Source organism: Alloprevotella rava (genome assembly GCF_014195585.1).
In the GTDB taxonomy this organism is placed as follows: Bacteria; Bacteroidota; Bacteroidia; order Bacteroidales; family Bacteroidaceae; genus Alloprevotella; species Alloprevotella rava.
The window spans coordinates 57319-78067 of the sequence record NZ_JACICA010000005.1 but is presented as its reverse complement, the minus strand read 5'-3'; the positions used below and the strand labels follow the sequence as shown (position 1 = coordinate 78067).

The window sequence follows — 20749 nt, the reverse complement described above, 5'->3', positions numbered from 1 at the left end:
CTGACCAGTCCGATTTATCCAATAAGGCTGTCAGCTGATACAATAAGGAAGTCAGCTGACAGCCTTATTGCGTCAGCTGACACAATAAGGATACTGACGAGCGGCTTTTGGGGGTGCTTGGATTTGCTTTCTGGCAGAAAAAGCACTTTTTTTGCGAAAAATTTGCAGACTATATTATAAATGCGTAATTTTGCGGCGTCGTAGTGAGGGACTTAGCAAAAGTTCCTCACTTCTTTTTAAGGACAACAACCCTATTACATGATAGACAAGAAGTTAGTAAAATCGCTGGTTGAAGAATGGTTGGACGGTAAGGACTACTTTCTGACCGACCTCACTGTTAGTACTGACGATCGCATTGTGGTTGAAATCGACCACCAGGACGGCGTATGGATTGAAGACTGTGTAGAGCTGAGTAAGTTTATCGAAGCTCATCTCGATCGCGAGGAAGCGGATTTCGAACTGGAAGTGGGCAGTGCCGGCATCGGTCAGCCTTTCAAGGTGCTCCGACAGTATGAAATTCATCAAGGCGACCGCGTGGAAGTGTTGACGCGTGAAGGAAAAAAACTTTCCGGCCTACTTAAGGAAGTGACACCCGAAAGCTGTGTGGTCACTGTTCAAGAAAAAAAGAAACTGGAAGGCGAGAAACGCCCCAAGATGATGGATGTGGACTATACGTTCCCATACTCCGACATCAAGGAGACCCGCCTCCTGATCGATTTCAAGTAGACTAACAGGTCCCCAAGCGGCTTGTTAGTCTCTTGGTATCAAGAGGAGCAGTTCTCTCAAGAGCTCCAGTCCTCTCAAGAGGATCTCCGACAAGTCCGACCAGTCGGACCAGTCCGAGCTTCCCCCTCTCTCTCAGAAAAAACAAAATAAAACAATATATGGCAACTAAGAAAGTTGAGACAATCAGTCTCATCGACACATTCTCTGAATTCAAGGAGACGAAAAATATCGACCGCACGACACTCGTGAGCGTTCTCGAAGAGAGCTTCCGCAATGTCATCGCCAAAATTTTCGGCTCTGATGAAAACTTCGACGTGATTGTCAACCCCGACAAGGGTGACTGCGAAATCTATCGTAATCGCGAAGTCGTGGCCGACGGCGAAGTGACCGATGACAACAAACAGATTGCGCTGAGCGCAGCCCACGAAATCGACGAAGATTACGAAGTGGGTGAAGAAGTGAGTGAGCCCATCGAGTTTGCTAAGTTTGGCCGCCGCGCCATCCTGACGCTCCGTCAGACGCTGGCGAGCAAAGTTCTCGAACTCGAACATGATGCTCTCTACAACAAATATAAGGATCGCGTGGGCGAGATTGTTTCTGCTGAGGTTTATCAGACCTGGAAGAACGAAACACTTCTCATCGACGATGAGAACAACGAGCTCCTGCTGCCCAAACACCAGCAGATTCCCCGCGACTTCTTCCATAAAGGCGATACCGTGCGCGCCGTCATCGACCGCGTGGACAATGCCAACGGAAACCCGAAAATCTATCTGAGCCGCACCAGTCCCGCATTCTTGCAGCGTCTGCTCGAGGCTGAAATCCCCGAGATTGCCGACGGCCTTATCAGCCTGCGCCGCATTGCCCGCATCCCGGGTGAGCGCGCAAAGATTGCCGCTGAAAGTTACGACGACCGCATCGACCCCGTTGGAGCGTGTGTCGGCGTGAAGGGTAGCCGCATCCACGGTATTGTGCGCGAACTTCACAACGAGAACATCGATGTGATCAACTACACCACGAACACCGCCCTCTTTATCCAGCGCGCGCTCAGTCCCGCACAGGTCAATCGCATCATCCTGGATGAGGAAAACAAGAAAGCAGAGGTTTATCTCAATCCCGAAGAGGTGAGTCTGGCCATCGGTAAGGGCGGTATGAACATCAAGTTGGCTTCCATGCTGACAGAATACACCATCGACGTTTTCCGCGAGTCGGACAGCAACGAAGCCGAGGAGGACGATATCTACCTTGACGAGTTCAACGACGAAATAGAGCAGTGGATCATCGACTCTATCAAGGGTATCGGTCTGCGCACGGCTAAGGACGTGCTCAATGCTCCTCGCGAAATGCTCATCGAAAAGGCCGACCTGGAAGAAGAGACCGTCGACGACGTGCTCCGTATACTCCGCGCCGAGTTCGAAGAATAACGAGCGTGAGAACGTCAATCATCGTGCTGATGTAAGGTTCGGCAAACGAACCCAATGTGCTGATGTGGTAAGAGCCTGCGGGCTTGTTCGGAACAAAGGCATAAACACATTACTAAGCATCGGCACAGCGCAAAAGCAAACCATCAATAGCAGCACATTAGCACATCCAGCGGCAACGCCGCACCTCATTTTAACAAATAAGCATGGCTATCAGATTAAATAAAGTTATCAAAGAATTTAATGTCGGACTGCAAACCGTCGTCGACTTTCTGGAAAAGAAAGGTCAAAAGCTTGAGGAAGTAAATCCCAATACGAAGCTGACGGACGAACAGTACTCCTTGGTGAAGAAGGAGTTTCAAACCGATGAACACCTCCGCAACGAAGCTGAAAAACTGCGCCAAAGCCGACAGGAAGAAAAGCGACAGGAACAGCTGAAGAAGGAGAAAGCCAAGGAAGAACGCAAGAAGGCGGTAGAAATCAAAACCGAAATCCCACAAGTAGGGCCGAAGGTGGTGGGCAAGATTGACCTCGAGCAAAAAGCCGCTACACTTGCCGAACTGCCCCAGAAGGAAGCTCCCAAGGGCGAGAAGCCTGTGAAGAAGAAAAAGCCTGAGGCTGCTCCAGCTCCTAAGGCCGAACAGCCACAATCCAAAGCTGAACAGCCCGAACAAAAGCTTGCAGAAGCTCCTGCAGTTCCTGCTCCCAAAGTGGAGGAGAAAGCAGAATCACAGAAGAAGCAGAAAGCCAGCGTGGAGGAACGTGCTCGCGAAATAGGCCAAGTGAAGGACGGTGTGTTCGAACTCAAATCAACGCCTGAACTACAAGCCCCGAAAGTGCTCGGCACTATCGACTTGGCAGCTATCAACGCGTCCACGCGTCCCAAGAAGAAAACGAAGGAAGAACGCCGCAAGGAACGCGAAAACAAACAGCAAACCGCTAACGGAGAAAAGAAAAAACGCAACCGCATCGGTGGTGGACAGCGCGTGGATATTAACGCAGCTGCCAATCAGCAAGGTGGCGGTGGAAACCGTAATCGCAACAATAACAACAACGCTAAGAACAATAGCAACAACCAGGGTGCCGGCAAGAAGAACAATCGCCGCGCTAAAGCTCCGGTGAAGCAGGAAGTTAGCGACGAAGATGTAGCAAAGCAGGTACGCGACACGCTCGCACGCCTTACTAATAAGTCGAAAGCGAGCAAGGGTGCTAAGTACCGCAAGGAGAAGCGCGAACAAGTGCGCGCCCAGGAAGAAGAGCTACGTCGGGAAGAAAAAGCAGAGAGCAAGGTGCTCAAGCTCACCGAATTTGTTACGGCCAACGAGCTCGCAACGATGATGGATGTTCCCGTAACGAAAGTTATCGGTACGTGTATGAACATCGGTATGATGGTCAGCATCAACCAGCGTCTCGAAGCAGAAACAATTGATATTGTAGCCGAGGAATTTGGCTTCAAGACTGAATATGTCAGTGCAGAAGTGCAGGACGCCGTGGCCGAGGTGGAGGATGCTGAAGAAGATCTCAAGCCCCGCGCACCGATTGTTACGGTGATGGGTCACGTAGACCATGGTAAGACATCATTGCTCGACTATGTCCGCAACGCCAACGTTATTGCCGGTGAGGCTGGTGGTATCACGCAGCACGTCGGAGCCTACAACGTGACGCTCGAAAGCGGCCGAAACATCACCTTCCTTGACACGCCGGGTCACGAAGCCTTCACGGCCATGCGTGCCCGCGGTGCGCAGGTCACCGACATTGCTATCATCATCATTGCAGCCGATGACGACATCATGCCGCAAACGAAGGAGGCCATCAACCACGCTGTGGCGGCCAACGTGCCTATCGTTTTCGCCATCAACAAGATTGATAAACCCACTGCAAACCCCGATAAGATCAAGGAAAGCCTTGCGGCGATGAACTTCCTCGTGGAAGAATGGGGCGGTAAGTACCAAAGTCAGGACATCAGTGCCAAGAAGGGCCTCGGCGTAAAGGAATTGCTCGAGAAAGTACTCCTCGAAGCCGATATGCTTGAACTCAAGGCCAATCCGCACCGCAATGCCACAGGTACGATTATCGAATCTACCCTCGACAAGGGCCGCGGCTACACTGCCACGGTTCTCGTGAGCAACGGAACGCTCCACCAGGGCGATGTCGTATTGGCAGGAACCAGCTTCGGCCGCGTGAAGGCTCTTTTCAATGAGCGCGGACAGCGCATCCAGGAGGTAGGTCCAGCTATGTCTGCTACGCTCCTCGGTTTCAATGGCGCACCGCAGGCCGGCGACCAGTTCCACGTGATGTCCTCTGAGCAAGAAGCTCGCGAGATTACAACTAAGCGCGAACAGCTTCAGCGTGAGCAGGATCTCCGTACGCAGAAGATGCTGACGCTCGATGAAATCGGCCGCCGTCTTAAGCAGGGCGACTACCAAGAGCTCAACATCATTGTCAAGGGCGATGTGGACGGTTCAGTCGAAGCACTCTCCGACTCGTTTATCAAGCTCAGCACGCCGACCATTCAGGTCAACGTTATCCACAAGAGCGTGGGACAGATCAGCGAGAACGATGTAACGCTGGCTGCTGCCTCACAAGCTGTCATCGTAGGCTTCCAGGTTCGTCCGAGTCAGGCAGCCCGCAAGCTCGCCGATAAGGAAGGTGTCGAAATTCGTCAGTACTCCGTTATCTACGACGCTATCGATGATGTATGCCAGGCTATGGAAGGTATGTTGAAGCCGATTGTCAAAGAACAGGTTACTGCTACCATCGATGTGCGCCAGGTTTACCACATCTCCAAGGTGGGTATTGTGGCCGGTGCTTATGTCTCCGACGGTAAGGTGAAGCGTACCGACAAGGCCCGCCTCATTCGCGACGGCATCGTAGTGTTCACCGGCGCCATCAACGCCCTGAAGCGCTTCAAGGACGATGTAAAGGAAGTGAGCACAAACTTCGAGTGCGGTATCAGCCTTGCCAACTGCAACGACATCAAGGAGGGCGATATCATCGAGACCTACGAAGAAATCGAAATCAAGCAGAAACTGAAGTAAACAGCGTGCGAACTGGTGGGTTGCCGCCTGCTCTGCCCCGCGAGGTGGGAGCTGCGCGCCACGGGTTCAAAAGCACAGTTTTTGATATACTGACGGATGAAAGGTTGGAAAGGATTCTCTCCCAATCCTTTCATCCGTTTTTTCTACACATATAATATATATAGGAACAACAATGTTGGACATTTTCTTACTTATAGTCCTTTTGTGGGCCATCTACGACGGCTGGCGCGACGGCTTTGTGAAGCAGCTCGCCAGTGCCGGCGGATTCTTGCTCGGCTTGTTCGTGGCCGCCACGTTCTACTCCACGCTGGGCGAATACCTCACTGTCGACGGCAGTCAGACCAACATGATGACCAGCCTCGTGGCTTTCTTCATCCTTTGGATCATCGTGCCCATTGCCCTCGGCCTTGTGGCAAAGGTCGTGACAAAGGCACTCAAAGGCATGCACCTCGGACTCCCCAACAGTCTCCTCGGCGTGGGCGTTAGCGTAGTGAAATACCTCATTCTCCTTAGTTGCGTCCTCAACGTGATGGGAGGTCTCCGCATCCTCGACGAGAGCAAGACATCAACATCCTACCTTTACGCTCCCAGCAAAGGCTTCCTCGGCTGGGCGTTCGACCAAGCCTCCACGGAGGCATCCTCCACGGCGACCGAGTCCGATAGTCTGCGCGCTCAACAGGCAGCAAGCGACACCGTCTGGGTGGATGTTAGCCACAAGCAAAAGCCCACTCATCGAAAGAAAACTACCAGCGATAAGCCGAAGAAGCATTAACGCCGGTTGAAAACTCAATCACTATGGCAGAACAAAATGAATTCGTCCGCAGTGTGGCCGAGAAAAAATACGAATACGGCTTCACAACGGACGTTAAGACAGATATCATCGATAGCGGCCTCAATGAAGATGTCATCCGCGAAATATCCCGCCGAAAGGAGGAACCGGAATGGATGCTCAACTTCCGCTTGAAGGCCTATCGCCATTGGCTCACACTCAAGCAGCCCACTTGGGGACATGTCAACCTCCCTGAGATCGACTACCAAGCCATCTCTTACTACGCCGACCCGACAAAGAAAAAACCGAGCGGCAAGACGGAAATCGACCCCGAACTGATGCGAACGTTCGACAAGTTGGGTATTCCCCTCGAAGAACGTATGGCATTGAGCGGTGTGGCCGTAGATGCTGTGATGGACTCTGTATCCGTCAAAACTACCTTCAAGGAACGCCTCTCCGAGAAAGGCGTCATCTTCAGCAGTATGTCGGAGGCCATCCGTGAAAATCCCGAACTTGTCCGCAAATATCTCGGCTCTGTCGTGCCCTATCGCGACAACTTTTTTGCCGCCCTCAACAGTGCCGTTTTCTCCGATGGTTCTTTCGTCTACATTCCCAAAGGCGTGCGTTGCCCGATGGAACTCTCCACATATTTCCGCATCAACGCCCGCAACACAGGACAGTTTGAGCGCACGCTCATCGTATGCGACGACGGCGGCTATGTTAGCTATCTGGAGGGATGTACTGCTCCGATGCGCGACGAAAACCAGCTCCATGCTGCTATCGTTGAGATAGTGGTCAATAAAGATGCGGAAGTGAAATATTCCACCGTTCAAAACTGGTATCCGGGCGATGCCGAGGGCAAGGGAGGCGTTTACAACCTCGTCACAAAGCGCGGACAACTGCGCGGAGAGAATTCAAAACTCTCTTGGACGCAGGTGGAGACCGGCTCGGCCATCACGTGGAAATATCCCTCCTGCATCTTGATGGGCGACAACAGCCAAGCCGAATTCTACAGCGTGGCCGTGACCAATAACTACCAGGAAGCCGACACCGGCACAAAGATGGTGCACCTCGGACGCAACACGCGCTCCACTATCGTTTCCAAAGGAATCTCCGCAGGCCACAGCCAGAATTCCTATCGCGGACTCGTGAAATGCGGGCCTCATGCGGAGGGTGCGCGCAACTATAGTTCGTGCGACTCGCTCCTGTTGGGCGATAAATGCGGTGCACACACGTTTCCCTATATCGATGTTCACCACAACAACGCCGTTGTGGAGCACGAAGCCACGACCTCCAAAATCAGCGAGGACCAGCTCTTCTACTGCAACCAACGCGGCATCCCCACCGAAAACGCCGTCGACCTCATCGTCAATGGCTATGCCAAGGATGTCATCAATAAGCTCCCGATGGAGTTTGCCGTTGAGGCCCAGAAGCTCCTCAGTGTGAGCCTTGAGGGCAGTGTGGGGTAGTGGGGGAGTACTCTGCTCCCTGCTTTCTTCTGCCCACGAATAGACACGAATAAGGCGAAGAAGCACGAAATCTATATCTTTTAGCTCATTAAGCTCTCGGACAAGTCGGACAACTCTGACCAGTTCGAAAACCATTGTCTAAGCTAATCCATAAAAATCATTCGTGTTTCTTCGCCTTTTTCGTACTCATTCGTGGGCAAAAAATACCTCTTCAAAAATATCCTTATTGTGTCAGCTGACGCAATAAGGAAGCCAGCTGACAGCCTTATTGTGTCAGCCGACGCCCTTATTGTATTTTTCATCCTCAAGCAGGTCCGTTCCGCCCGAAAGTTCCAATAAAAGAAAAAAATCTTACTTTTGATGTTACAAAACCGAATGTCCTGCGTTAGCACAATGTAAACCAACCACTCGAATGGCTCAGAAGTTCCTAAATAGCGACGGCTCGAAAGAGGAAGTACTCCTCCCAGCTTTTCAGCGCCTCCGGCGAGGGCTGCAACGCTTGGCCTCCTCCATGGTAGGGGAGAGCGCGGCCGATGACGCTTTGCAGGATGCTTTCGTCCGCCTCTGGACACGCCGCACCACGTTGCATTCCGAGGATGAGGCCGGCCGACTCCTCACCACAACGGTGAAGCATCTCAGCATCGACCACCTGCGCCAGCAACAGCGGGAAGCCAGTGTGAGTTTGGCCGAGGCCGACGGAGCTGAAGAGGACGCGCCCGATGTGGAAAGCCGCTTCCAAGCTGTGGAACGCATCGTGGCCTCCGAACTCTCCCCGCTACAGCGCGACATCCTCCGCCGCCACGACTACGAAGGTGAGGACTACGACGCCATAGCCCAGAGCTTGCAGATGCAGCCTGCGGCCGTTAGGATGCAACTCTCACGCGCTCGACGCACCATTCGAGAAATTTACAGAAGAGATTATGGAAATGAATAGTAAAAACTTGGACGAACTCGTCGGTCGCTATTTCGACGCGGAGACAACGCTGGAGGAAGAGCGCGAACTGCAACGGCTCATCACCGGGCCTTTTGCCACCGATGCTCGCTATGATGAGGTGCGCGCCGTGATGGGCTTCACCGCCGTGGGGCGCAAACTGCGCCGCAAGTCGCACCGCTCCGTCCGTTTATGGCAGGCAGCCGCTGCAGCCGTGGTGGTGCTCATGCTCGGCGGTATCTATACCATTCAGCAGGCTCGCCCGGACGATGTTTGCATCGCCTATGTCAATGGGCGCAAGGTGACGAATCCCGACGAGGTGGTCAGGCTGATGCAACAGGAGATGCAGGCCGTGAGCAGCCCCATGGATGCGCCCACGCCGGAGAGCCAGCTTAAGGATATGTTTAACACGCTAAACCAATAAAGCCATGCGACGCATTCTGATGATTTTTATAGCTTTGATGGTCGTGGTGCTTTCCGCCCATGCCCAGACAGGACTGAATATCGCCTCCATCTTTGATGGTAGCTACTCCACCCGCCAAGATGCCACTTCGGTGCAGTTTTCGGGTAGTAGACTCAAGGATTTCAAACTGAGTCTCTCGCGCAGCCTTTCGCTCACTCCCTCAGCTGCTGACACCCGACAGATAGAAGCTGCCGTGCTTCGTGATGCGGCTCATGCTGTATCAAAAGAAGAGGTGAGGAAGAGTGGTCATGTCTATTACGGTTTCTACAAACTCTCGCCCGTGGGTGGAGAAAACCGCTACATCTTCTATCGGAACAACTCCAACCAAACCGGCTCTGACGGCCGGCTCACCCTCATCTATCTGCAGGGACGAGCCACAGCGGCTGAACTCAAACGGATGTTTAGCAAATAAAGCAAAGAAAAATAACAACAAAACCTTACGAATATGAAGCTCAAAACTTTCCTTGCCCTGACGCTCATGGGCACGCTGTCAGCAACAGCACAAGTGACGACCGATACAGTGACAACCGTGGAAAATGCACGCCGCGTGGTGGTGACGGAGCGGGACTCAGTGGTCAATGTAGAGATCTTTGGCAACGGCACAGACCCCACGTTCCGCTACTCCTACTCCAAATCCGTGGGCAAAAACTCTGAATCGGTGGTTCGTCAAAACTCGGACAACTGGGACTTTAACATCCTCTTCGGCAAAAAGAAAAAGGAGAAACGGGAGTCCAACAAATGGCAAAAAGAATTGGGTATGTTCGGCCTGGCAATGGGTTGGGTAGCCGCTCCGGGAATGCCCGACGGACTGCACTCTAAGATGGGAAAATCTGCCGAGTTCTACTTCGACATTCTCAACCTCAATTTCCAGCGTCGCCACCATGCGCTGACCATTCACACTGGTTTCTACACCGCCTCACTGCGCCACGAAGGCAAGCAGCTGCGCTACGGCAAAAATGCCTCCCACGGCCTCGCCCCCGAAGCCTATCCCGCTGGTTCGGATCCTAAATTCTCTCGCCTCTTCCTCACGACCAACTACCTGGGTTTCAGCTATCGCTACACGTTCCGCCACGAATGGTTTGTGGGTTTGCGCACCAACTTCCACTACGCTTGGAGAGCTAAGGCGCGTTCCGAGTATTCCCTTGCCGGCCGCGACTTTATGGAGAAGATGAAGAACATTCGCACCAATCGTTTCTCGGCCGATATCATCGGACAAGTGGGCAAAGACTATGTGGGCCTCTATGTGAAGTACAATCCCTGCCGCATCCTCCAAGATGCCACCGGCACCGACGATTCTCGCCGCATAGCCATTGGTTTCACCCTCGGTTTCTGATGGTCAGCAGCTACCATAAAATTAAACAATAGATATAATCATATCAATGAAAAGGCTTTACCTCCGGCACGAGGATAAAGCCTTTTTTGTTGTTTTCTCTCATAGCATAGTTACTGTACCCAAAAACATCTTCCAATATGTGTATATTGATAGTTGTTCATACACAGTTCTTTTTACGTAGACGTTATAAAAACCCCGAAAGTCAAATAAAAGACTTTCGGAGTTCATAGCATTATTGGCACACTTTCTTTATTTCAAAAGCGTGATTGATTATTTTCCAAAAACAAAACTTTGGTCAATGGTGCATGAACCTTCGTAGGTTTTTTCGTTAACGATGACCTCAGCCTCGGGTTGCTTTATTCCCTTACGGAACATGTCGAAGTCTACATTATCGAAGCCACCCAGCACTTTTGCATTTAGGCGATAAGTGCCATTGCCCTTAAAGGTATAGACCATTTTGCCACTCTTTGTTTCCCTTACCTCGTAGGTGCCGCTCAACTGATGTGTCATTTGACCACTTAACAGCGCATTGATAGTCGCGAACGGTTTGCCGTCTTGTTCTTCAATGCCTATAAAAACCTTGTCTTTAAGTTTTCCATTTATAAAGTCCCATAAGAAGGTTTTCCAATCGTCTGTAGTGGCAATGGTAGTTTCATAGTCACTCTTGAGTGTGAACTGTCCGCTACCCGTTTTGGTCTTGGCATCGTAGGTGCCGTTTAGACTCAATCCGTTCACATCAATGCGTGTGTTGGCTGATGGGGTTTGTGCCAATAGTTCAGAATATTCTGTCATCAGTTCCGCTATATCTCCATAGAGATTTCTGAAATAAATGCGTAGCCAATGCAAAGTAGATTGATATTCTATGAATCGTGGTTCGCCTGTAGCTATGTTCGTATCCCAATATCCTCCCCGCATGATGACTCCTTCTTCACAAGCCAGCGAATCGGGCGTCATTACTACATTGAGTTTCATGTCCTCTGGATGCTTAGGATCAAAGCCGAGAGTATTGTCCTGACTCAGGTCAACGGTAGTCTTATAGTCTATCTCCAGGTCAAGACGTTTTAGGATTTCTCCCTTGCTATCGACCACCACCATACGTGGCTCAATCTTGTTGTAGACCTGTGCAAAGATGCGGAACTGGATTTTACCCTTTCCTTGTTTATCTAATTTGGTCTCCCACAACTGAGGATCCTCGATATTAGCAGGAAGGTTGGCAAAACGTACCGTGCAATCAGCATACATTGATGAATCATTCTTCAGCGAACTGTCCTTGAATGAGATAGTAACGATTTTATTCATCAACTTTTGGTATCGTTCCATAGCGCGGCAACTTTCATCGTAAGCCTCGTAGCGCATGCTATCGCAGATGGTTTCCATTGCCTTTGCTATATCAGTGCGATAAAGTTCAGAGCGATACTCATCGGAGATGGTTTGCTCCATCTTCGGGTTCAATCCTCCCCAGCCTGTCCACCATAAACCTGTACTGGCAATATAGTGTGCTTGTTCATCTGCTCCAATGCTCCAGAACTTATCACAGTGGCGGCGCACCAAATTATCAATGGCTGCATCCAATCGTTCCTTGGTTAGTCGCTTGTTGTGTACTACTGGCCAAAGCAGTGATACCCATTCAGCCTGCGTGCGATATCCTGGTTCTCCCTGACCATAGTAGAGATGGTAAGCAGCGCGATACTTATCGGTGCGTCCTTGCCATGCGGTCTCTCCAAACTTATTGAGGCTGTAATTGATCATAGCCACAGAGAACATACTTGCCGCCCAAATGGGGCCGCCCAAGAACTTACCTGCATAAGTGGTCATTTGATTGAGGGCTAAATTTATTGTGCCACCAGCCACTTCTTCCATCTTGCCATCCAGGGCTGCACTATATACTTGATAGGCCGCAACCGTAGCACCCAAGAACGCAATGTGATCCTCAAAGTCATCAAGCAGTTTATTGCTGTAACCCAGTGACTGAGCAAAGTTGTAACCCATGTCTAAGCCGAAAGTAGAGGCTGTGGAGTATTTTTCAGCCATCCAATCTAACATGGCTTTCGTTTCATCGGGCTTTTCAGTTACGCGTTGTGCCAATTCCAGCAGATTGTTGGCTGTCTTTTCCCAATTATCGCCCAATGGGGGAATGTCATAAGCACTGAAGTATTTGATCTGTGCATTGCGCGAGTTCTCGTGTTCGATATCAAAGATACCGAAGCGCGTAAGGTGGTTGCTCAGGATGACCATCTCTTGTCGCACGCTATCGTAATGGTGGCAGATGGGGCGCCAAGCCCGCACGCTGTCTGCTTCGTTGAAATAGCTTGCTAAGACATCATAACCCTTACGTTTTGTAAATGGTATGCGTATCTCCACCACACCATGCAACTTATGGGTGTTCTGTCCCGTGCCGCTATGGTCTAGTGTAATGTCGTATGCCTTGACACTACGTACTCCCTCTATGGCAGCAAGGCCTGAAGGATAGACAGGTGTAACCTTCACTAAACTCTTATCGCTGAGTGCACTAGCGCTGAAGCGCAGGGCGTAGTCGGGCGTAGAAACCTCAGGACAAAGCGGACTAACGGCATGAGTGGCCGTAGCCCCCTGTGCGATATTCTCCACATCAGTAGGTCGCTCAAAGGTAATACTATCGATGGCTGTCAGCGGATAAGCAATGCTGTCTATGAAGAGGCTGGCACCATCGGTGAAGATCTTACCTGCGCGGCTTAGTCCTACTTCCTTCCATGCTTTTCCGATGTGGATATAGAGGTGCTGTGATTCATCGTCTATGCGTGTCGAGCTGTTTATTCCTAATCCTAATGCCGATTTTTTAGAGAAGTGCATGCCTTTCAACTCGGTTGTAGAAAAGGAATTCACAGTGCGTCCCATATCGAGGAAATGAATGAGATCGCCCTCAAACTTAAGCTCATCGAAGCTGATTAGTGGTAGACTTATCTCGTTGCCTTCATTATCAATGAGGTTAAAATATTGGAACTTCTCCAGCACGGAGTTTGACTGTTTGTTCTGCGGGAAGCTAATTTTATGTATATTGCTCAATACAACGCCCATACCAGAGGTGCCGAAAGTAAGATATCGCTTACCTTCTTCATTGCTTCTGAGATGCCAGTCGTTTTCTCGATAATAAGGATAGCTTTGTTTTTTTTGCTCCACCTTAGGGCCATAACCAAAGTTGTAGTGTTCTTCCCATTCCATAGTGAAATGTCTTATAGCAGGTGACCATCCCCATGCGAAGTTCACATGTTGTAGTTCAGCAAGGCGATAGTTGGCTAAGGTCTTGCTCGAGGCATCTTTTATGATCAGCCAACCATCCTGCACTAATATTTCTCCCTTGTGGGTGATTGGATAGTCAGTTTTTTCGTCTGCTGCATTTACGACTTGTATCCAGTAGACTTTGTCTTTTATGGTAGAGGGTACTACATAGCTAATGCGTGCGCTCTCATCAATAGAATACCAGAGGAGGTCTGACATATTACCATTGATAGGATTACCACGAATCATGTATCCAGAAACGGTTTTATAAGTGCCTGTGTTTTGATCCCATTGTTCAAATTCTTTTTCATAATAAATGGTGAGGGGAGACAGATCATAATCGTACCTGAACTCCTTGTTGCCGCTCTTTTTATATGCATGACAGGCAAGTGCGCTATCAGCGGGCAAAGGCTTGGTATAACATGTGTCGAGATCATCGATGATTTCGCCAAAAGTGTTCCATATCGGCGCATATTTGTACGCCTCCAAGGCTCCGTCTGGCACATACAACTTGGTATAGACATAGGGCTTACCGCCGGCAAGTGCCATGGGATGCATGCGAGGTGGCGTTGTAGCGTATATGTGTATATTGCGAATATCGTAATGATGGAAGACCAACGAGTCGATTTCTTTCAGCGTGTTGGGAAGCGTAATATTATTTATGCTTTGATCAAAAGCTTGAGCTGCAATACGCTCCACACCTTCGGGAACTACTTCACCTTGCGCACAACTATAGAGAACCTTTCCATCCTTGCTAAGAAGCATTCCTTCTGCACTGTGGCGGAGGTGTGGGTTGTTTTCATCCACCACATAACCCTCAAAGATGGACTGCATACCAGGATATTTTGTTCTGAAAGCATGGGTTCCAACAAACTGTGTTGTAGCGGGCAGCGAAACCTTCCGAGCAATGTTGGTGTTTTCAAATGCACCAACCCCAATCTTCTCTATCTGCTCAAATTTTAGCTCGTTCACACTATTGATAGGACAAGAAAGAAAAGCATGTTCACCCACTTCCTTGATAAAGGTTAGATTCTCAATGCTCTGGAGATTCTTACATATACCGAAAGCCTTCGTACCTATCTTGATCCCTTTGGGTAGGCGAAGTCGTTCTACGCCACAGCTAATAAACGCCGAATCAGCAATAGTAGTGACGCCATCTTCAATAATAATATCTTTCAGTTCTTTACAGTCGCAGAAAGCATTGGGACCTACTGTTGTCTGCGAAGGAATAGTGACCGTTTTCAAATTATTACATTCGCGGAAAGCGTGTCTGTCAATATGAGTCAGCGTAGAGGGGAAACTCACCGATTCTATCTTTGTTGCGGCAAAGGCGTAGGGAGCAATGGCAGTGATGCCTTCCTCAATAACAACTTGTTTCACTCCTTCAAGATTTCCAAACACTCCATCCTGGATGGTAGTCGGTAGCTGATAGGTCTTACCCTCCCATTCCACTTGTGAGCGGATGATAAGATTTTCCGTTCCTATTGCATCGATGATACGGGCATGAGTGTCATCTACGACCTCATACAGACAGCCGTCCTTCTCAAAGCGAGTGTTGTAGGAAGGATGCAGGTTCATCATCGAACTTAGCCACAAACTGTACTCATCAGCCCTTAGCAAAATTAAATTGGTACGATGCCAGCCGTTGTCAATTCCTCCCCAACCAAAATTAAAATGGAAAAAGTCTTGGTCGGCATACCCATCGCACACGAAAGCATGACTGTCGCGCGAAGAAATTTGAGGGAGGTTGTCGATATTTATATTCTCAATGTCAATATATTTGTGACCTACATAAAATACGGGGCGTCCAGCATCTAACTCTTGTCGCAACAAATCGTTGTTGCCACCACCCCGATACACCTCATCGCTGTATCGGAAATAGCGTACCAACGCAGCCATGGCATCATCAGGTTTGGCTCCTGACTCCGTAGGAGTATACTGCATATTACTTGCGGTGCCCACATCTGCCATTAGAGTGGCCAAAGACTCGTTGCTGTCATCCCATGCGTATGCATGTCTAAAGTCTCTGTGCTCACCTGTTTTTGAAGTATTGGTGTGCTCGCCCATACCCTGTTTAGGCCATTTCCAATAGCGCATAATTTGAGCCACAGCCGTAGCCACACAACCCGTTGGGCAACGCGTGCCATTGACGATAGGACATTGGTCGTTATAGGGAGTCGACTGATCGTAGTTGACTGGTAAAAGTGGTTTAACAATGATGGTGGGTGGCTTTGGTACAGCCTTTCGAGCATCCCATTGTGGATGTATGCCATCAGCGCGTGCCTTGTTGATGATAGTTGCATAGTTAGAAAGCAACCACTGCAAATTTTCTGAAGCAGTTTCGTAGGAGAAATCGCCCTCGTCCGAAAAAGCAAGAATGGGATCAACGGTTGCTTCGTTGCCCGAAACAATGATCCAACCACGCCCACCGCCACGATTGAAAACATAGAACGCGGCAGGAGAATCATCTGCTGCACGACTCGCACGAAAGGACTTAGTAGAGGAAGCAGATTGCGAAGTACGCCCCACATAAGCAAGGGTGAGCTGTGGAACTGTCGCATCAGATACCCCCTTGATTTTGGATCTCTGCCCCTTTATATTACTGCTGGCAAACCGTGTGGCAATGCTTAATGCTTGCTGCTGGTTTACATCTTCGGCTCGCATCTGCAGGATGCTAAAGCCGAGCAGAATGAGGAATAGTATTCGTTTCATAAAAAAAGATCTTTAGAATGGAACAAAATGTACTGATGTAGTGATAGTAAAGAGTTCTGCTTACCGCTTCATTAGTTTGCGCGCTACGTTACCATGCTTCACTATGTAAAGACCTCTTGGTAACTGCTTGAAGTTGGATACAATCCTAATGCCTGCCAGCGTGAATACCTCAGCACCGTCAAGATCTTCCTCTTTCATATCGGGCTGGTTAGGATCGATTATGGGTTGTTCGATACTGGTGAGCGTGGAATAGAAACTTATCCATTCTAACTGGTGGAGCGGTGCACGATCAAGTACTTTACCCGTACTGTCGTGAAACACCAACTGTCCCTGTTCGATGGTTATCTTCTTAAGATCCGTGAGAGGGGTTATGATAGTGGGCACACCATATTGTTTTGTAATGACATATTTGAATAGAGTGCCTGCATCATTTCCAACCACGGTTTGTGCCTGCGCCATAACGAAGATGGCGGAGAGAGCAAAAGCTACAATAATTTTTATTTTCATAAGATTAGGAGTTTAAGCGGGTTGTTAAAGTAAACTTTGTGATAGTTCTGTTAAATTAACGTGAGTTAGGTGAAGAAAGAGTATCTATTAAAATTAGTAATGAGTGAAACACGTTGTAATGTTATGTACTGGAAAAAGAAGAATTGTGAATAAAATTGCTATGACTTTGTGGCAAATATACGAAAATGTTTTATTTATCAAAATATTTTCGTAACTTTTTTATGTGATAATGAGGAAAATACGCGAAGTTAGAGATAGCAATAATAAAAATAGGGAAAGTAGTGAAGCTTTCCCTATTTTCAATTGCTTTTATCATAAATCCCATGAAAGGAGATGATTACAGAAAAGATTTTTTCTATGATTAGTCTTCCCAGAGAGAATTATATTTGTCCCAGATGTGCAAGCCACTATCCTCTTCACGAGGCTCTTGTTTTCTGGTGTCGATATCTTCACCAGGATTGTAGCCTCCACCCACACCAGGGCTGGCAACAAGCATCAAACTTTCAGCAGACCAGGTAATAGAAGTTGTTTTAGGTGCTATATATTGTTTCTTATTCATAGTTTTCTGTGACTTTATTTGATTATTACTTTCGCACCATTGAGGATATAGAGACCTGCCTGCTGCGGTTTGCTGATGCGCTGACCTTGCAGATTGTAGTAAACATCAGCAGCGCGATTGGAACTGCCTGTATCAATGCTTTCGATACTCTCAATTCCTGTTGTGGTATCGTCAAAATCGAACACAACTCGTGTGCCTGCGGGCAGAGCGCTGAACTTCATATACGCCTTGTGGATAGGGAAGTTATTGATATTGCTCTCAGCCTTGTGGAAGGTACCGCCCTGCATCACATAAATGGGGTCGGTAGTTGTAGCTGTGAGAGAGGTAATGGGGTTTACAGTTACACCTGTCATAACGTTGTTTGTGACATGGTAGACTTGCTGATCTTGTTCACCAATCGTGTAGTAGAAGTCAGCATCTGTAGCTTCTTTATCGAGTACCTTGAGAAGTACGCCCGTATAAGCAGGAACGTAAGAATAAGAAGCTGTGTAACCTCCCTTTTTGTCAACACTCGTCATTTGAACGTGCTTAGTAGCTGTACCGTAGTCGCCCTTTCCATCCAAGATTTTAGTGCTGGCTACGAAAGCTGCAACCGCTGAATGGTGCTTCTCATTATAGTAGTCGCTGAAGTCTACATCGAACTCACGAGCGAAAGTACCGTACTTCTTGCTAATTTTGACATCCTTGATTTTGAACTCAAGCTGTGAGGTGAAGTCGTAAGGACTTGTTTCGTCTTTATCGGTTTCTTTCTTATAGATAGTCTTAGCCCATTTTGCTTTGTATTTGTTGAGCGCAGTTTTCTTTACATAAATCTTGGTAGCTTTAGCAAACTCGCTGTAGTTTGTGTTTGTTTGGTCGAGATCGAAGCGAGTAGTGCTCAACATTTGATTAGTGGGATTGCTCTCAATGAAGAAAACACTCTTTATGATACTTGTTGTGTCTGCGCGGTTGGTGATGAAAGCTTGAGCACCAATGTATTCTACATCTTTCTTTACTACCACTTCCTTTATGCCAGAGGTGACGTGCTGGAAAGCATAGTCGCCAATCATGCTCACTTTGTAGTTTTTGCCGTCATGGGGAATTTCCGTTGGCAGAACAAATGTCTCGTCAGTACGCTTTGTGCTAAGCATACTCACAGCACCTTCTGATACAACAATGTATTCTTCTTTCTCAACTTCGAACGAAGGATGTCTAGACTTAAATTGCTGATAGAAAGGATCGCTATTATATTCATCTAATTTCTCCTTGCGCACCTGAATATTGATGTTTTGGAACATATTGTGACTTGTCTGTGTTCCATCATCGAACGACATCTTATTCTCTTCTTTATTGATGCTATCCGATTTGATTTTTTGATCGCAGAGGAATGTGATTGTTTTGAGATTAGTGCAAAGACCGAAAGCACGTTCACCGATGGAGGTAACCAAATTAGGGATGGTTACATTCTTCAGATTCTTGCAGTCGTAGAAAGCATATTTCCCGATAGAGGTGATTGATGGAGGTAGCAAGGTGAAGCGGTCGTTGGCTTTTCCTGGAGGGAAAATCATCAAAGTCTTCTTGTCTTGCGAGAGCAGATAACCATCAACACTTGAGTAGACGGAATTCTTCTTGCTCACGTTGATAGCTTTGAGATTGGAGCAATTTTTGAAAGCCTCAGGACTGATGTCCGTTGTAGCCTCTGTTACATTGATAGTAGTCAGTGCAGCACAGTTGCGGAAAGCCTCGCGCTCAATCTTGTTTACATTCTTAGGCACGTTGAAGTTTACCAATCCGCAGTCGGCAAATGCACCAGAGCCGATGGTTTGAATCTCGGCATCGTCCGTGAACTCTGCCGTAGCCATTTTTTCGCAGCCGCTGAAAGCATTGGTTCTAATTTCCGTTACCGTTTTAGGGAAGTTGAATTTCTCAAGCTCTTTGAGGTTGGCAAAGGCGTTGTTGCCGATTGTTGTCAAAGGACAAGTTCCCAGAAAATTGAAATTCTTCAGCTTTATGTTGGTGCTAAAGGCATTGTTGCCTATTTCCTTCAGTTGTGAGCCGTTGGGAATGTTGATGGTCTCTAAATTAAAACATTCATTGAAACAGATGTTAATATTAGTGAGGGATTTAGGAAAGGTTATCGTTTTCAGGCTTTTGCATGCACGAAAAGCGTGATATCCAAACTTTTTAATTTGAGCCGTTTCTTCAAATGTTACGGTCTCAAGTTTTTCCGCAGCGCGGAAAGTTTCCTGATTTAAATTTTCCACAGTCTTTGGAATGAGCATCGTAGTGATGTTCTGTGCCGACTGGAAACATTTACTTGCCAGTGTCCTTACAGAGGAAGGGATAGAAAATGTCATGCCAGCCTTGTTGGGTGGATAGAGATAGAGTACGTCCTTTGCCGGCTTGGAATAAACAACGCCACTATCGTCTAAGAAATCCGTGTTTCCTGCGGGAACTTTATACTCTGTGACTTTCGTACATGATTCGAAGCAGCCTTCGGACATACCCATCTTTGTGGTAGGATTATACTTCTTTATGCCTTCAGGCAAGGTTATTTTCTGAAGCATCGTTGCAGCAAAAATAGACGCTATGCTTAATTTCGTTACTTTGTTGAGGTTGATGTCCTTCAGCTTCGTTGTTTTCGAAATAGCATAAGAAGAAATTGTCGTGATGTTGTCGGGTACTGTATAGTTTTCTTCTGGCTTTGCAGGAGGATAGACCATAAGAACTGTATCCTTGAAGAGTACACCTGCTTCTACTTTGAAAGGAGTATGCCCTCCGCTTGCAATTTCAAAAGCTTCGAGCGTCTTCGTTGGAGAAATCGTGGGGTAGCCCTCTTCGATTTCTTTCAAGTTCTTAGGCAAGATAATCTTTGTTAGACCCTCAATTAGTCGAAAAGTCGGTTTTGTGATTTTTGTCACACGACTGTCAACGGTATAAACTCCACTCGGCGGATTAACATTGGAAGGTACGGAAAGAAGTGTGGCCATGTCCTTTGAATAGAGTGCACCTTTGTCATCCGAGCAGTACTTGGGGTTATTTTTATCCACCTCATGTTGAGGCACGCGTTCAACTCCTGCCCATGCGTAGGATGAAATCTCTGTTACGCTCTTCGGGATATTGATATGCTCTAATTGTGCACCTCTGAAGACTTCTCCTCCTATCCGTTGGATGGTTTCTGGAAGTTTCACAGAAGTGATGTTGTTGCATCTGTAGAGTGGGTGATACTCTATTTCTGTGACCTTAAACGTAGTGCCTTGGCCGTCACCGAAAATACTGGGAATGATTAATACACCCGTATTCGAATTGTCCGTACCCAAAAAAGCGAGGGTGTTTTCTGTCGGTGAAAGAACCCTGTAGTGATTCTTTTCAAACGTGACAATCTGATCTTTTGTGTAGGCCAAAAGACTCATTGGTATTACTGTTAGCAGTAATGTCAATAATAGAAGTCGAATTTTATTCATATACTCGTTGATTTGAATGAATTTATATTCTGATGATAAATTGAGGGAGAATAAAGCATTTTATATCTGGGAAAGGAATACTTTTTCGGCTATCATTATGTTTCTTTTATGAGGAGGAGACAGTAT

General features: G+C 48.0%; 13 protein-coding genes. 9 read left to right on the top strand and 4 right to left on the bottom strand.

All coding sequences use genetic code 11. The annotated features are described in order from the left end of the window. Positions 1-258: 258 nt before the first annotated feature. From rimP to FHS60_RS05785, 9 genes are all read left to right on the top strand, one after another. Positions 259-726 (top strand): ribosome assembly cofactor RimP, encoded by a 468-nt coding sequence (rimP, locus tag FHS60_RS05825; RefSeq protein ID WP_183696301.1) that lies wholly within the window; start codon positions 259-261, stop codon positions 724-726. 158 nt (positions 727-884) lie between these two features. Further along, a complete protein-coding gene (gene nusA / locus FHS60_RS05820) occupies positions 885-2147 on the top strand; it encodes a transcription termination factor NusA (protein ID WP_183696298.1) in 1263 nt (420 codons plus the stop codon). Positions 2148-2350: 203 nt separating this feature from the next. Continuing rightward, complete coding sequence (gene infB, locus FHS60_RS05815) at positions 2351-5182, top strand: translation initiation factor IF-2 (protein WP_183696295.1); 2832 nt, start codon at positions 2351-2353, stop codon at positions 5180-5182. A gap of 172 nt (positions 5183-5354) precedes the next feature. Continuing rightward, positions 5355-5954, top strand: a complete 600-nt coding sequence (locus FHS60_RS05810; RefSeq protein WP_183696292.1) for a CvpA family protein — start codon at positions 5355-5357, stop codon at positions 5952-5954. Between the two features lie 23 nt (positions 5955-5977). Further along, a complete protein-coding gene (sufB, locus tag FHS60_RS05805) occupies positions 5978-7420 on the top strand; it encodes a Fe-S cluster assembly protein SufB (RefSeq protein WP_183696289.1) in 1443 nt (480 codons plus the stop codon). Between the two features lie 412 nt (positions 7421-7832). Continuing rightward, positions 7833-8354: an RNA polymerase sigma factor gene (locus FHS60_RS05800; RefSeq protein ID WP_183696286.1), complete on the top strand. Its 522-nt coding sequence runs from the start codon at positions 7833-7835 to the stop codon at positions 8352-8354. Continuing rightward, positions 8347-8775, top strand: a complete 429-nt coding sequence (locus FHS60_RS05795; RefSeq protein ID WP_183696282.1) for a hypothetical protein — start codon at positions 8347-8349, stop codon at positions 8773-8775. The genes FHS60_RS05800 and FHS60_RS05795 overlap by 8 nt, the downstream gene beginning before the upstream one ends. Before the next feature lie 4 nt (positions 8776-8779). Further along, positions 8780-9226: a DUF6108 family protein gene (locus FHS60_RS05790; protein WP_183696279.1), complete on the top strand. Its 447-nt coding sequence runs from the start codon at positions 8780-8782 to the stop codon at positions 9224-9226. Positions 9227-9259: 33 nt separating this feature from the next. Beyond that, positions 9260-10147: a hypothetical protein gene (locus tag FHS60_RS05785; protein ID WP_183696275.1), complete on the top strand. Its 888-nt coding sequence runs from the start codon at positions 9260-9262 to the stop codon at positions 10145-10147. Positions 10148-10417: 270 nt separating this feature from the next. Here the strand turns inward: FHS60_RS05785 and FHS60_RS05780 are convergent, their stop codons facing one another. From FHS60_RS05780 to FHS60_RS05765, 4 genes are all read right to left on the bottom strand, one after another. After that, positions 10418-16114: a C10 family peptidase gene (locus tag FHS60_RS05780; protein WP_183696272.1), complete on the bottom strand. Its 5697-nt coding sequence runs from the start codon at positions 16112-16114 to the stop codon at positions 10418-10420. Positions 16115-16174: 60 nt separating this feature from the next. After that, complete coding sequence (locus FHS60_RS05775; RefSeq protein WP_183696269.1) at positions 16175-16621, bottom strand: hypothetical protein; 447 nt, start codon at positions 16619-16621, stop codon at positions 16175-16177. A gap of 361 nt (positions 16622-16982) precedes the next feature. Beyond that, entirely contained in the window at positions 16983-17180 is a 198-nt protein-coding gene (locus FHS60_RS05770) for a hypothetical protein (protein ID WP_183696266.1), read from the bottom strand. A 14-nt stretch (positions 17181-17194) separates the two neighbouring features. Beyond that, positions 17195-20623: a leucine-rich repeat domain-containing protein gene (locus FHS60_RS05765; protein ID WP_244957445.1), complete on the bottom strand. Its 3429-nt coding sequence runs from the start codon at positions 20621-20623 to the stop codon at positions 17195-17197. Between the last annotated feature and the right edge of the window lie 126 nt (positions 20624-20749).